This is a genomic window from Nonomuraea glycinis (assembly GCF_014646515.1).
Lineage (GTDB): Bacteria > Actinomycetota > Actinomycetes > Streptosporangiales > Streptosporangiaceae > Nonomuraea > Nonomuraea glycinis.
The window spans coordinates 1-14,069 of the sequence record NZ_BMNK01000010.1 but is presented as its reverse complement, the minus strand read 5'-3'; the positions used below and the strand labels follow the sequence as shown (position 1 = coordinate 14,069).

Here is a 14,069-nt window from a genome sequence, read left to right as displayed (position 1 = left end):
TGCGCCCGCGGCACTTCAGGTGGGGATGACCGGTCCCCACTCACTTCAGAAGTTCGCGCCACCTTTCGGTCCAAGCGTTGTATTCAGTGCATTCCCCGTCTGGAGGCAGGCAATCCCCAGGAGGACGCACGGCGAAGGCGATGTGGTCCAACCGGTATGACTTGGTCGTCACGCCGTACGCCGTGCACACTTCCCGGGCTCGTCCCTTGCACGCCTGGGGGTTGGCGGGGGCCAGGCCGAGCCAGGCGGCGGCGTCGCGCTGGGAGCCGGACTTGGTCATCCGGCTGAGCCAGCGGTAGGCGCAGTTGGTGTCGGTGACATTCGCGGCGAGCATCCACGAGTCGACCCAGCCGGTGGTCCTGCGGGTCTTGACCGCTTTGACCGGGATCTTCGCCTTCCCCAGGAGCAGGCGGTAGTAAGGGGTGGCCTGGGCGTAGTCGACCGATCCGGTGGCGAAGCCCTTGACCAGGTCGAGGCCGTTGGTCCAGTAGGTGCGGTCATCGTGCCCGGCCAGCCGCTCGGCCGCCTCGTCGAGCTGGGCGGCGGTCAGCTCGAAGGGCCGCTCCACCGCGTCGTCGGCCAGCGCGGCGTCGGCCAGGGTCAGCGGGCTGTCCTTGAGCATGACCCGCGCCGCGCCGAGCACCTGGGCCAGGTCGCCGCCCCCGACCCTGCGGGAGTCGTAGAGGAACTCGTGGGAGCCCCACAGGAACGGCACCCCGTGAACGGTGTCGGTCTTGGGGTCGGTCATCAGCTCGCGCAGCGGCTCGGCCAGGTCGTCGTAGTCCTCGATCTTGGCCGTATCGATGGGCTGCACCTGCTTGGCCGCGATCATGGCGGCGGCCAGCGCGGGCCCGGCCGAGATGACGTCGTAGCTCCGCTCACGCAGCCGCGCGGCCATCTCCTCGGGCGTCCCCACGGTGTCGAGGCGGGCGACCCGGCAGCCGGTCTCCTTCTCGAAGGGGCCCGCCCAGTTGGCCCGCGGGCTGGTGCCGCCGTATTCGGCGTAGCCGCGGTAGGTGAGGATCTGCAGCGTGCCGTCGCTCTGCGTGGGGCTGGCACTGGGAGTGCTGCTGGGGGTGGCCGTGGGAGTGGCCGTGGGGGTCGGCTTGGGTGACGGCCCCGCCGCGCCCGTCGCGGCGACCAGGGCCGCGGCGGCGAGCGCCACGGCGGAGATGCGAGGACGATGCACGTCCCGAGCCTACCGGCGGCGGCGCGGAGGGCTGATCCTCCCCCGCGCCGCACCGGTCACTTGTTGGTGGGGAACCCGAGGTTCACGCCACCGTGGGAGGGGTCGAGCCAGCGCGAGGTGACGACCTTGCCCTGGGTGTAGAAGTGGACGCCCTCGGTGCCGTGCATGTGCGTGTCGCCGAAGAGCGAGGACTTCCAGCCGCCGAAGCTGTAGAACGCCATCGGCACCGGGATCGGCACGTTGATGCCGATCATGCCGACCTCGACCTCGTTCTGGAAGCGCCGGGCCGCGCCGCCGTCGTTGGTGAAGATCGCCGTGCCGTTGCCGAACTCACTGCCGTTGATGAGCTCAAGTCCCTCTTCGTACGATTCGACGCGCACGACCGACAGCACCGGCCCGAAGATCTCCTCCACGTGCACCCGGGAGCCCGCGGGCACCTGGTCGAGCAGCGTGGGGCCGAGCCAGAAGCCGGGCGTCGCGGCCGCGGTGCCGCCGCCGCGCACGGCCGTCTCGCGGCCGTCGATCACCACCTTGGCGCCCTCCTCGACGGCCAGGTCGAGGTAGGAGGCGACCTTGTCGCGGTGCGCCCGGGTGACGAGCGGGCCCATCTGCGAGTCGGGATCGTCGCCGGGGCCGATGGTCAGCTGCTCGACCCGCTCGGCGATCTTGCGTACCAGCTCGTCGGCCACCGGCTCCACGGCCAGCACGACCGAGATCGCCATGCAGCGCTCGCCGGCCGAGCCGAAGCCCGCCGACACGGCCGAGTCGGCGACCAGGTCGAGGTCCGCGTCCGGCAGCACCAGCATGTGGTTCTTGGCGCCGCCGAGCGCCTGCACCCGCTTGCCGTGCGCGCTGCCGGTCTCGTAGACGTAGCGGGCGATGGGGGTGGAGCCGACGAAGGAGACGCCGCGCACGTCAGGGTGCTCCAGCAGCCGGTCGACCGCGACCTTGTCGCCCTGCACGACGTTGAACACGCCGTCGGGCAGCCCGGCCTCCTGCCAGAGCCGCGCCATGAGCAGCGACGCCGACGGGTCCTTCTCCGAGGGCTTGAGCACGAACGTGTTGCCGCACGCGATCGCGATCGGGTACATCCACATCGGCACCATGGCCGGAAAGTTGAACGGCGTGATACCGGCCACGACGCCGAGCGGCTGCCGGATCGAGTAGGAGTCGACCTGGGTCGAGACGCCTTCGGAGAAGCCGCCCTTGAGCAGGTGCGGGATCCCGCAGGCGAACTCCACGACCTCGATGCCCCGGCTGACCTCGCCGAGCGCGTCGGAGTGCACCTTGCCGTGCTCGGCGGAGATCAGCGCGGCCATCTCGTCGCGGTGCGCGTACACGAGCTCGCGGAACCTGAACAGCACGTGCGCCCGCCTGACCAGCGAGGTGTCCCGCCAGCCGGGGAACGCGGCGCTCGCCGCGGCGACCGCCGCGTCCACGTCCGCGACCGACGCCAGCGCGACGCTGCCGCTGACCTCGCCGGTGGCCGGGTTGAAGAGCTCGCTCGTACGGCCGTCGCCGTCGACGCGTGCGCCGTTGATCCAATGGTTGACTGACTTCACTGAGCTGCCTCTGCGTTGATGGTCTCTAGCGCGCTGACGATGATCTCCAGCCCCTGGGTGGCCTCGGCGACCGACAGGGTGAGCGGCGGCGCCATGCGGATGGCCGTGCCGTACAGGCCGCCCTTGCCCGCGAGCAGGCCCGCCTTCTTCGTCTCCTCCATGAACCGCGCGGTCTGCGCGGGGCTGTCGAGTTCGATGGCGAACATCAGGCCCTTGCCGCGCACGTCGCGGACGATCGGCAGCCGCGTGGCGGCCGCGCGCAGCCCGTCCAGGATGATCTTCCCGGTCCTGGCGGCGTTCGCCTGCAGATCGTGGTCGAGCACGTAGTCGAGGGTCGCGTTGGCGGCGGCCATGGAGATCGGGTTGCCGCCGAAGGTGGACAGGCCGACGGCGGGCAGGCTGTCCAGCAGCTCGCCGCGGGCCACGATGCCGCCGACGGCGAAGCCGTTGCCCAGCCCCTTGGCGAAGGTCATCATGTCGGGCGTCACGCCGTGGTTCTGGATGCCGAAGAACGCGCTGCCGGTGCGGCCCCAGCCGGTCTGCACCTCGTCGGAGATGAATAGGATGCCCTGCTCGTCCAGCACCTCCTTGTAGGCGGCGAACAGCCCGTCGGGCGCCATCGTGAACCCGCCCACGCCCTGGATCGGCTCGGCGATCAGCGCGGCCACGTCATTGGCGACGGCGGTGGCGAGCACGTGACGCAGGTCGTCGACGCAGGCCGCGATGTAGTCGGCGTCGGACAGCCCCTTGAACTGGGTCAGGTGCCGGTCGGTGCCGTGCAGGAAGTGCGCGTTCAGCGGGGAGAGCGAGTTGTTCTTCCAGGACCGGTGGGAGGTGACGCCGACGGTGCCGAAGCTGCGCCCGTGGTAGCTCTGCCGCATGGCGAGCACCTGGTCGCTCTTGCGGGCGTAGGTGGCCAGCAGCAGCGCGGTCTCGTTGGCCTCGGTGCCGGAGTTGGTGAAGAACACCTTGGCGTCGGGGATGCCGGAGAGCCTGGCGATCTTCTCGGCGAGCTCGATCTGCCCGCGCAGGAGATAGACCGTGCTGGTGTGCACGACGCCGGTGGCGAGCTGGCGTTCGACCGCCTCGCGCACCTCGGGGACGTCGTAGCCGATCATGTTGGTCAGGATGCCGGCGAAGAAGTCGAGGTAGCTCTTGCCCTCGGCGTCGACGACATGGTTGCCCTTGCCGCTGACGATCTCGATGGGCTCGTTGTAGTTGAGGCTCACCCAGTTGGGGATCACTGCCCTGTGGCGCGCGAGAAGCTCGGACATGTCTTGAGTATCCCGGTTATCGGCCGACGACCCCAAACTCAAGTTGTCGGCATAGGCAGAAAATGTCTTACACACTGTCGCAAGTCCCGCATCCACCCACCCCTGATGACGACATGTCCTGACATATGGAGAAACTCCCGCCGCAGACAGAAGAGGTTTGAGCCAAGTTCGCGATGGTATGGGTAGCTTTAGCAGGAGATATGTGGGAGATCGTCCCATCAGGGGAAGCCTTCTGGGGAACGTCCAGGAGACGCGACAGGCGGTCTCCGCGGTCGTGAGGCCGCCAGATCGGGGGAACCCAATGCGCAAGATGCTCACGGGCCTGGGGCTGGCCTTCTTCCTGACGCTCGCCCCCGCCGCCGTCGCATCGGCGGACACGGTGGCCGTACCGGTGACACAGAGCCAGGTCAACCCGTCACCTCAGCCCAACCAGTACCGAGAGGAAGGCGGCGGCAACGCCGGCCTGTGGGGTCTGCTCGGCTTGCTGGGTCTGCTCGGCCTCGCGGGCATGCGCAAGCAGAAGAGCCATGTCGGCACGGCCGAGCACATGACCAACCGCCCGCCGCGCCCGTAAGCCAGGCGCACGTTCCAAGGGGTCCCCGCACCGGCCAGGCCGGGCGGGGATCCGCCACACCCCTAGGGGATCACCCGTCCCCCTTCAGACGTACGACCACCGGCGGGCCTACGCCGCGCGAGGCACCCCAGAAGCACTCCAGCGGCCGACGACCGGCATGGGTCCGGTCGAGCACCATCAGGTCATCGAACGAGACGACCTGAGGAGACCGGTCATGACGATCACCACCGCCCACCACACCGCCTATCGCCGCCCCGAGGCGCCGTCCGGGCCGCCCAAGCTCGACCGCGACCAGCTCCGCCGCGCCCAGCAGGACACGATGGACACCCCGCGGATGGCCTACGGCCTGCTGGCCAGGATGATGTTCAAACCCGTCGACCTCCTGTACGGCAAGCAGGGCTCCTACACCAAGTTCGCCATGCTGGAGATCATCGCCCGGGTGCCCTACCAGGCATGGGAGCGGATGGGCTACTGGGCCGTGCACCGTCACGCCGGCCGCTCCGCGCTGGCCCGCCGGGTCTTCGAGCGGATCGTGGAAGCCCGCGCCGACCAGGACAACGAGCAGTGGCACCTGCTGATCATGCAGGATCTGGTCCAGCGCTCCGGCCACAAGCAGGGGTGGCTGCTGCACCAGGCGGCGCCCTGGCTCATCGCGTTCTTCTACTACCACGTGTCCTGGGTGCTGTTCCTGGTCCGGCCGGACTGGAGCTACCGGCTGAACGCCGAGTTCGAGGACCACGCCGAGCATGAGTACATGACGTTCGTGGCGCAGAACCCGGACCTGGACTTCGTCCCCGACCCCGGCACCTACGCCGCGGAGTACGGCCGCTACCGCTCGGTGGCCGACCTGCTGCGGCAGATCGGCCACGACGAGCGTACGCACAAGCTCGACAGCCTGGAGAGCATGCGCGAGCCCCGTGTCCGCTGACCCGTGTCCACCAGGCCGTGTCCACCGGCCCGCCTTCACCGGCCGGTGCCGTCAGACGCCGACGGGCTCAGGGGTGGTGGCGGCGGCAGGAGCGGCGGGCCGGATGACGACGAACGCGAGCAGCGCCGCGGCCACGCAGAACCCGGCCCCCACCCAGGCCCCGAGGTGCACCGCGTCGGTGAAGGCCGCCTTGGCCTGCGCCACCAGGGCGGGCATGTTGATCGCCACGCCGATCGACTCCCTGGCCGCCTCGGGAGCGCTCTCGGGCATGGCGGCGGTGAAGACCCCGGCCAGCACGCTGCCCAGGACGGCGATGCTCATGGCGAGCCCGACCTGCTGCACGGTGTCGTTCATGGCCGAGCCGACCCCCGCGTACTCCAGCGGGATCGCGTTCATCAGCGAGGCGTAGGCCGAGGGACCGGCGAGCCCGCCGCCCACGCCCATGACCACGAGGCCGACGAGCAGCGACAGGTAACCGGTGGTCGTCGCCATGACGGCGAAACCGCCGGCCATGACGAGCAGACCCGCCGCGATCAGGGTCCGGTTGCTGATCTTCTGGCCCAGCCCGGCGCCGAGGCCGTTGAAGATGGCCGCCGCCACCGCGTACGGCAGCAGCGCCAGCCCGGCGCGCATCTCGCCGTACCCGAGGACGAACTGCAGATACTGGGTCAGCATGAGCATCACGGCCCCGGCCCCGAACGACATCAGCAGGATGGCGAACGAGGCCCCGCTGAAGTTGCGGTTCCTGAAGAGCTGGAGCGGCAGCATCGGATGCTCCTGCCGGCGCTCCCAGAGCACGAAGGCGGTGAGCGCCACCACCGCGACCACGATGATCACCGGGTCGAAAACCCGCTCGATGATCACATAGACGGCGGCGGTCAGCCCGACGATGGACAGCACCACGCCCACCGGGTCGAGTTTGCGCCCGGCGCTGCGCGTCTCCGGCATCAGCACCACGGCGGCCACGATCGCGATCAGCACAATGGGGATGTTCAGCAGGAAGACCGAGCCCCACCAGTAGTGCTCCAGCAGGAAGCCGCCCAGCGTGGGCCCGAGGATCACGCTGATCATCGCCACCCCGCCCCAGACGGCCATCGCCTTACGGCGTTCCTCCTCGTCGAAGACGGTCATCAGGATGGACAGCGTCGAGGGCATCATGATCGCCCCGCCGACGCCCATCAGCGCGCGGGCGCCGATGAGCTGCCACGGCTCGGTGACGAACACCGCCAGCAGCGACGCGCCACCGAACAGCACCAGGCCGATGATGAGAAAGAGCCTGCGGCCGTAGCGGTCCGACAGACTGCCCGCCGTGAGCAGCAGCCCGGCGAAGGCCAGCACGTAGGAGTCCAGCATCCACTGGATCTCGGAGAAGGACGCCCCCAGTTCGCTGATCAGCGAAGGGATCGCCAGGTTGAGCACTGTGCCGTCCACGGACAGGACCAGCAGTGCGAGGCACAGGACGCCGAGTATCCACCATCGACGGGGATCTCGTACAGTGTTCGATTCCACTCGCACACTGTACGACAAACCTCGTACGGTGTGCGACTGCCTTTATCCTGGAGAGGTGACCGGCAAGCAGTTCACCTCCGTCTGGACGCGGGACCCGCGCCCTGCCAAGAGCCCCGGCCGAAGCCGCGACGAGATCGTCAGGGCGGCCGTCGAGCTGCTCGACGCCGAGGGCCTCGAAGGGCTCAGCATGCGCAAACTCGGCGCCCGCCTCGGCACCGGCGCCACGAGCATCTACTGGTACGTCGCCAACAAGGACGAGCTGCTGGAGCTGGCCTACGACGACTTCTGGGGCGAGATCACGCTCCCGGAGCCCACCGCGCAGACCTGGCAGCAGACCGTCGCGGCCGCCGCCCACGGCATGCGCCGGCTGATCCTGCGCCACCCCTGGTCGGGCGAGCTCATCGGCCGCATGCCGTCACTCGGCCCCAACGCTCTGGCCTTCGCCGCCGTCCTGCGCAGGACCTTCAAGCTCGCCGGATTCGCCGGCCTGGAGATCGACTACGCCAACACGACCCTCACCGCCTACGTCTTCGGCATGACCATCCCGGAGCTCGCCTGGAACAAGTCGAAGGCCGACGGCGGCTACGACCCCGACACCATGCGCGAGGCCGTCACCAAGGCCACGGCCGGCATTCCCGAGCTGACCGAGAGCATCCACAATTCCTGGGACCTCGATCCGGACCAGGTGCGTGAGATGGCCTTCAGTTTCGGGCTCGGCGCGGTGCTCGATGGCCTTGAGGCTCGGCTGGTGACGTAGCAGGATCCGGAGCATGAGCGATTTCCGTGCGGCCCGCGACTTCCTGCTCCACGCCGACTACGACACCGCCCGCAGCGACTTCCGCTGGCCCGAGCCGGCCGAGTTCAACTGGGCGCTCGACTGGTTCGACGAGGTGCTGGCCGCCGAGACGCCCGACGCGATCGCGCTCAAGATCCCCGGCAAGGTCGCCTACACCTTCGCCGAGTTGTCCGTCCGCTCCAACCGGGTGGCCAACTGGCTGCACGAGCAGGGCGTCAGGCGCGGTGACCGGGTCCTGCTCATGCTGGGCAACCAGGCCGAGCTGTGGGAGTCGCTGCTGGCCGCCATGAAACTCGGCGCGGTGATCATCCCGGCCACGACGCTGCTGACGGCCAAGGACATCACCGAGCGGATCGAGCGCGGCGGCGTCTCCCATGTGATCGCGAACGCCGCGGACGCGAGCAGGTTCGGCGGCGGGCCGTACACCCGCATCGCGGTCGGCGACGCCTACGGATGGCTGTCCTACCACGACAGCACGCGCGCGGCCGAGCACTTCGTCCCCGACGGTCCCACCCGGGCGGGCGACACGCTGCTGCTCTACTTCACCTCGGGCACCACCTCGGCGCCCAAGCTGGTGGAGCACACCCACGCCTCCTATCCGGTGGGGCACCTGTCCACCATGTTCTGGATCGGCCTGCGGCCCGGCGACGTGCATCTCAACGTATCCTCCCCCGGCTGGGCCAAGCACGCCTGGAGCAACGTCTTCGCGCCCTGGAACGCCGGCGCCACCGTGCTCATCCACGACTACCAGCGCTTCTCGGCGACCGAGCTGCTGCGGGTGCTGCGCGACGAGCGGGTGACGACCTTCTGCGCGCCGCCGACCGTGTGGCGGATGCTCATCCAAGAGGACCTGGCCTCCTGGAAGCTGCCGCTGCGCACCGCCGTGGCCGCCGGCGAGCCGCTCAATCCGGAGATCATCGACCAGGTGGCCAAGGCGTGGGGCCTCACGATCAGGGACGGCTACGGTCAGACCGAGACCACCGCCCAGATCGGCAACGTGCCCGGCGAGCCGGTCCGGCCCGGCTCGATGGGCAAGCCGCTGCCGGGCTACGAGGTGGTACTGCTGGACGTGGAGACCGGCGAACCTGGTGACGACGGCGAGATCTGCCTGCCGCTCGACCCCCGCCCCATGGGCCTCATGTCCGGATATATCGCTGGATCGGGTGAAGCGATGAGGGACGGGCATTATCACACGGGAGACGTCGCCTCCCGGGACGCCGACGGCTACATCACCTATGTGGGCAGGACCGACGACGTCTTCAAGGCCTCCGACTATCGCATCTCGCCGTTCGAGCTGGAGAGCGTGCTGCTGGAGCACGAGGCCGTGGCGGAGGCGGCCGTGGTGCCCGACCCCGATCCGCTGCGACTGGCCGTACCCAAGGCGTATGTGACGCTCGCGCCCGGGTTCGAGCCCGGCGAGGCGACGGCACGGTCGATCTTCGAGCACTCGCGGCGCGAGCTGGCGCCCTTCAAGCGGCTGCGCAGGCTGGAGTTCGGCGAGCTGCCCAAGACGATCTCCGGCAAGATCCGGCGCGGGCAGCTCCGCGACCAGCCGACCGGGCGCGAGTACCGGGAGGAGGACCTTTTGAAGTGATCCGCTTGCACTCTGTCAGTCGGCCTCACCCCGTTCTTACAAAATGATCGGATAGGCTCGCCCCTGTGCTGCCCACCATCGCCGACATCCTCGTTTTGGAAAGCGTTCGCCGGGGTAACCCGCGCGTCGTCGCGGGCGCGGACCGGCTCGACACCAAGGTGCGGTGGGTGCACGTCGGCGAGATCGCCGACATCGCCCAGCTGCTGCGCGGCGGCGAGCTGGTGCTCACCACGGGCGTCGCCCTGCCCGCCGATCCGGGCAAGCTCACCGACTACATCGCCGAGCTCTCCTCCGTCGGCGCCTCCGGGCTGATCGTCGAGCTGGGCCGCAGGTTCGTCCGCGAGCTGCCCGCCGAGGTGGTCAAATCCGCCGAGGAGCACGGCCTGCCGCTGATCGTGCTGACCCGCGAGACCCCGTTCGTGCAGATCACCGAGGCCGTGCACGCCCGGATCATCGACATCCAGCTCGAGGAGCTGCGCGCGTCGGAGCAGCTGCACGAGGTGTTCACCGAGCTGTCGGTCGAGGGCGCGTCACCGGCGGAGGTGCTGGCCCAGGTGTCCAGGCTGTCCGGCCGCCCGGTGCTGCTGGAGAACCTCGCCCACCAGGTGCTGGCCTGCGAGTCGGCCGGCCGCGACACCGGCACGCTGCTGGCCGGCTGGGAGAGCAGGTCGCGCGCGGTGGCCCCGGCGGAGCGCACCGCCTACGACGCCGCGTCCGGCTGGCTGGTCACCACCGTCGGCGCCCGCGGTCAGGACTGGGGCAGGCTGATCCTGCTCTGCGACGCCAAGCCCTCGCCCCGCGACCTGGTGCTGGCCGAGCGCGCCGCGACCACGCTCGCCCTCGGCCGCCTGCTGGAGCGGCACCAGGAGTCCCTGGAGCGCCAGGCACACGGCACGATCATCACCGGCATCCTCACCCACGCCTACGCCGACCCCGACGAGGCCGCCGCCCGCGCCAGAGCGGTCGGCGTGCCGCTCACCGGCCGCAAGCTGGTCAGCGTCGTCATCCGCCCCACCGACCCCCTCGACCAGGCGCTCGACGGGCAGGCCGAGCTCGGCGAGCTGGCCGAGGCGACCGCCGCCGCCTGCCGCGACGCCCGGCTGCCCGCCCTGGTGGGCGCGCTTGACCAGGACCGGGTCGGCGTCCTGCTGCCGCTGCCGCCCCGCACCAGCCCCGAGCCGGCGCTGACCGCGCTCTCCGAGCGCCTGCGCGCGTTGTGGAAGCCCGGCGCCGCGTTCGTGCTGGCCGCCGGCTCCATGGTCGAGTCCATCAGAGACGTACGGCGCAGCTTCCTGGAGGCGGAGCAGGTGGCCGACGTGGCGGTCCGCCAGCCGGACGGCAGACCCTACTACCGCCTGCCCGACCTGCGCCTGCGCGGACTGCTGCACCTGCTGCGCGACGACGCCAGGCTGCAGACCTTCGCCGAGCGGGAGCTGGGCGCACTGCTGGCGCACGACGCGCAGCGCGGCGGCGACCTGACCCGCATCCTGCGCATCTATCTGGACGCCGGCCGCAACAAGGCGGTGGCGGCCCAGAAGGCGCACCTGTCGAGGCCCGCCTTCTACGACCGCCTGCGCCGCCTCGAACGCATCCTCGACACCGATCTGGACGACGTCGAGTCCTGCCTGTCGCTGCACGTGGCACTGCTGGCCCTGGAGTCCTTCCGCCGGGAGAGCAGCCGCTAGAACTTCATGGCGGCCCGCACCTCGTCGAGCGTCGTGATCGCCCGCTCACGAGCCCGCCGGTTCCCCTCGGCCAGCGCCGCGTGCACCTCCTCCTCCGTATGCTCGCGCCGGCGCCGCCTGATCGGGCGCAGAAAGTCGTTGACCGCATCCGTGACCAGCCGCTTCAGCGCCGCGGCCCCGCCGTACCCGATCTCGTCGGCGAGCTCCCGCGGCGGGCGGCCGAGACACAGCGACGCCAGCGTGAGCAGATTGGCCACCTCTGGGCGGGCCTGCTCGTCGAAGGTGATCAGGCGCTCGGAGTCGGTGCGCGCCTTGCGGATGAGGGCCGCCGTCTCGTCCTCGCCGGCCGACAGCGGGATCGCGTTGCCCCTGCTCTTGCTCATCTTGCCGCCGTCGAGCCCCTTGACCAGCGAGCCGTCGCTCAACATCGCCTCCGGCTCCGGGAAGACCTCGCCGTAGCGCTCGTTGAAGCGCCGCGCCACCAGCCGGGTCATCTCCACATGCGGGAGCTGGTCCCTGCCGACCGGCACCAGCGTGCCCTTGCAGAACAGGATGTCGGCCGCCTGGTGCACCGGATAGGTGAACATCAGCCCGTTGACCGCCCGCTGGCTGCTGTGCGCGATCTCGTCTTTGACGGTCGGGTTACGGCTCAGCTCGGCCACCGACACCAGGCTCAGGAACGGCAGCATGAGCTGGTTGAGCTCCGGGATCGCACTGTGCCGGAAGATCGTCACCTTCGCCGGGTCGAGCCCGACGGCCAGATAGTCCAGGAGCAGCCCCGTGACGTTCCGCTGAATGTCCCCCGGCCGATCCCTATCCGTTATCACCTGATAGTCAGCGATAAGGACATACATCGGGTACGTGTCCTGCAACGCGACCCGGTTGGCCAGCGAGCCGAAATAGTGGCCGAGATGGAGCGGCCCGGTCGGGCGGTCTCCGGTGAGAACGATGTGCTGCATGTCGAGTCCCTCCTCAGGTCATGCCCGTCCTGAGGAACCCACGCGCGTGGCCGCCCCGAGGACGGCCCGTGCAGGTGAAAGTCAGCGGCCGTCTCTCGGCCACCACCACATGCACATGCGCTTCATGAATCCCATTCTAGGTGCGGAACGCCGTTTCTCGGCCAATTCCCAAAGGCAGCACCGCAACCGTGTGTCGATCTCGTAACCACTCCGGCCGATTAGCGTGTTTCGCTGCGTTAGCGACCTTGATCTCGTCAGGATAGGGCCGGTCTGTTCTCTGCCGCCCTCTTGGAGTCTTCATGTCTCGACGCACCCTAGTCGTCGGCCTGGCCATGGCCGCGACGCTCACGGCCACCGCCGTGCCAGGCGCCGCCGCCGAGGAGGAGACGGCGCTCAAGTTCCCGTCGACCAGGTTCCCGCTCGGCGCGCGCCCCGCGCCGACCAAGACCGTGACCGCCGTGGCCCAGGGCATCGACCTGTACGACGTGAAGGCGGGCACCTCCACCGACGGCTACACGGTGACGGTGCTCATGCCGAGCGGGCGCGACTACGGCATGCTGGGGACCGCCCAGGCCAAGGTCGCCGAGGTGGAGGCCGCCGGGGAGGTCGCCAGCCTGCAGAAGGTGGTGCGCCCCCAGGTCGCCGACGCGCCCGCCCAAGAGGTGTACATGGTGCGGGTCGGCCTGTGGACGATCAAGGACAAGGCCAAGGCCGACAAGATGGCCAAGAAGCTCAAAGAGGCCGGCCTGAAGGTGAAGACCGACTACCTCGGCGACGACGGCCTCCAGACCACCGGCCCCTGGGACGTCAAGGTCATGATGATCGACTCCAGGACGTTCCGCGGCAGCTACGCCGCCTCCCTCGGCACCAGCGTCGCCAAGCGCGAGTCCGTCTCCTCGATGGCCAAGGCGCGTGGCGCCCTCGCCGCCGTCAACGGCGGCTTCTTCAACATCCACACCGCCAAGCAGCTGCGCGGCGAGCCCGTCGGCGCCTCCGTGGTCAGCGGCAGACTGCTCAGCGAGGCCGTCCCCGGCCGCTCCGCCGTGGTCATGAACGGCCGCAAGGCCCGCATCACCGAGCTCGGCTCCACCGTCACCGCGATCTCCCAGGACGGTGCCAGACTCCCGGTGAACGGCGTCAACCGCATGGCCGGCACCGACGAGCTCATCCTCTACACCGAGGAATACGGCGCCAAGACCCCCGCCAACGACGGCTCCGACGTCGTCCTCGACGCCAACGGCAAGGTCGTGACCCTGCGCGCCTCCGGCGCCGCGGTGCCCAAGGGCATGCGGGTCCTGCACGGCGCGGGCGTGGCCTCCGACTGGCTGAACGAGCACGCCTGGGAGGCCTGGACGGTCAAGGTCGACACCAAGCTGACGGACCTGCGCACCAACAGGGCCCTCAAGCTCACCCCCGACCTGAACGTGATCGCCGGCGGCGTCGGCCTGGTACGGAACGGACAGGTCAAGATCACCGCCAAGCTCGATGGCCACGACTCCATGAACATGATCCTCCGCCGTCACCCCCGCACCCTGGTCGGCACCACCCGCAACGGCAGCCTCATCCTGGCGACCATCGACGGCCGCCAGCCGGGGGTCACGGTGGGCGCCAACTTCGTCGAGGCGGCCCAGTTCATGCGCTGGCTCGGCGCCACCCAGGCGATCAACCTGGACGGCGGCGGCTCCACCGCCATGGTGGTCGGCAAGAAGGTGGTCAACCACCCCTCCGACGGCCGGGAACGCCCCGTAGGCGACGCCCTGCTGGTACTGCCCAAGTAAGTCTCACCACGACGACCACAAGCCCAAGGCCCCGGAAGTGCGTCACTTCCGGGGCCTTGCTTCGTCACAACAAAAAAGGGGGTTCCCACACCGTCTTAGGCGTGAAAACCCCCTCCACAAGCCCCACACACGTCAAACGTGGAACCCATCTGGAACTCCCCAGAAATGCAGATAAGGCCCCGACAGCCAAAGTGTCGGGGCCCTACCTGAAAGATTGTCCG

11 protein-coding genes are annotated in these 14,069 nt (G+C 69.4%); 6 read left to right on the top strand and 5 right to left on the bottom strand.

Annotation, left to right across the window (positions count from 1 at the left end; all coding sequences use genetic code 11):
* Positions 1-40: 40 nt before the first annotated feature.
* From IEY87_RS26365 to IEY87_RS26355, 3 genes are read right to left on the bottom strand one after another with little or no spacing between them, the layout of a single operon-like run.
* Positions 41-1,189, bottom strand: a complete 1,149-nt coding sequence (locus IEY87_RS26365; protein WP_189141478.1) for an extracellular solute-binding protein — start codon at positions 1,187-1,189, stop codon at positions 41-43.
* A gap of 56 nt (positions 1,190-1,245) precedes the next feature.
* Positions 1,246-2,751, bottom strand: coding sequence for a CoA-acylating methylmalonate-semialdehyde dehydrogenase (locus IEY87_RS26360; RefSeq protein WP_189141477.1), 1,506 nt, complete (start codon positions 2,749-2,751; stop codon positions 1,246-1,248).
* Positions 2,748-4,025, bottom strand: coding sequence for an aspartate aminotransferase family protein (locus IEY87_RS26355; RefSeq protein WP_189141476.1), 1,278 nt, complete (start codon positions 4,023-4,025; stop codon positions 2,748-2,750). Before IEY87_RS26355 ends, IEY87_RS26360 begins: the two co-directional genes overlap by 4 nt.
* 301 nt (positions 4,026-4,326) lie before the next feature.
* On the opposite strand from IEY87_RS26355, the gene IEY87_RS26350 reads away from it, so the two are divergent.
* Together IEY87_RS26350 and IEY87_RS26345 are read left to right on the top strand one after the other, a co-directional pair.
* Positions 4,327-4,599: a WGxxGxxG family protein gene (locus tag IEY87_RS26350; protein WP_225278086.1), complete on the top strand. Its 273-nt coding sequence runs from the start codon at positions 4,327-4,329 to the stop codon at positions 4,597-4,599.
* A gap of 214 nt (positions 4,600-4,813) precedes the next feature.
* Complete coding sequence (locus IEY87_RS26345) at positions 4,814-5,527, top strand: alternative oxidase (protein WP_189141475.1); 714 nt, start codon at positions 4,814-4,816, stop codon at positions 5,525-5,527.
* Positions 5,528-5,578: 51 nt separating this feature from the next.
* On the opposite strand, the gene IEY87_RS26340 is transcribed toward IEY87_RS26345, so the two are convergent.
* A complete protein-coding gene (locus tag IEY87_RS26340) occupies positions 5,579-7,036 on the bottom strand; it encodes an MFS transporter (protein ID WP_189141474.1) in 1,458 nt (485 codons plus the stop codon).
* Between the two features lie 55 nt (positions 7,037-7,091).
* Between IEY87_RS26340 and IEY87_RS26335 the strand changes: the two genes are divergently transcribed.
* From IEY87_RS26335 to IEY87_RS26325, 3 genes are all read left to right on the top strand, one after another.
* Positions 7,092-7,793, top strand: a complete 702-nt coding sequence (locus IEY87_RS26335; protein WP_189141473.1) for a TetR/AcrR family transcriptional regulator — start codon at positions 7,092-7,094, stop codon at positions 7,791-7,793.
* Positions 7,794-7,806: 13 nt separating this feature from the next.
* Positions 7,807-9,426, top strand: coding sequence for an AMP-binding protein (locus IEY87_RS26330; RefSeq protein WP_189141472.1), 1,620 nt, complete (start codon positions 7,807-7,809; stop codon positions 9,424-9,426).
* Between the two features lie 65 nt (positions 9,427-9,491).
* Positions 9,492-11,111 carry a PucR family transcriptional regulator gene (locus tag IEY87_RS26325; protein ID WP_189141471.1) on the top strand — a complete coding sequence of 540 codons (1,620 nt, stop codon included), beginning with the start codon at positions 9,492-9,494 and terminating at the stop codon, positions 11,109-11,111.
* Here IEY87_RS26325 and trpS read toward each other — a convergent pair.
* Positions 11,108-12,070, bottom strand: coding sequence for a tryptophan--tRNA ligase (gene trpS, locus IEY87_RS26320; protein WP_189141470.1), 963 nt, complete (start codon positions 12,068-12,070; stop codon positions 11,108-11,110). The genes IEY87_RS26325 and trpS overlap by 4 nt on opposite strands.
* Positions 12,071-12,369: 299 nt before the next feature.
* On the opposite strand from trpS, the gene IEY87_RS26315 reads away from it, so the two are divergent.
* Positions 12,370-13,848, top strand: coding sequence for a phosphodiester glycosidase family protein (locus IEY87_RS26315; protein ID WP_189141469.1), 1,479 nt, complete (start codon positions 12,370-12,372; stop codon positions 13,846-13,848).
* Positions 13,849-14,069: the final 221 nt, after the last annotated feature.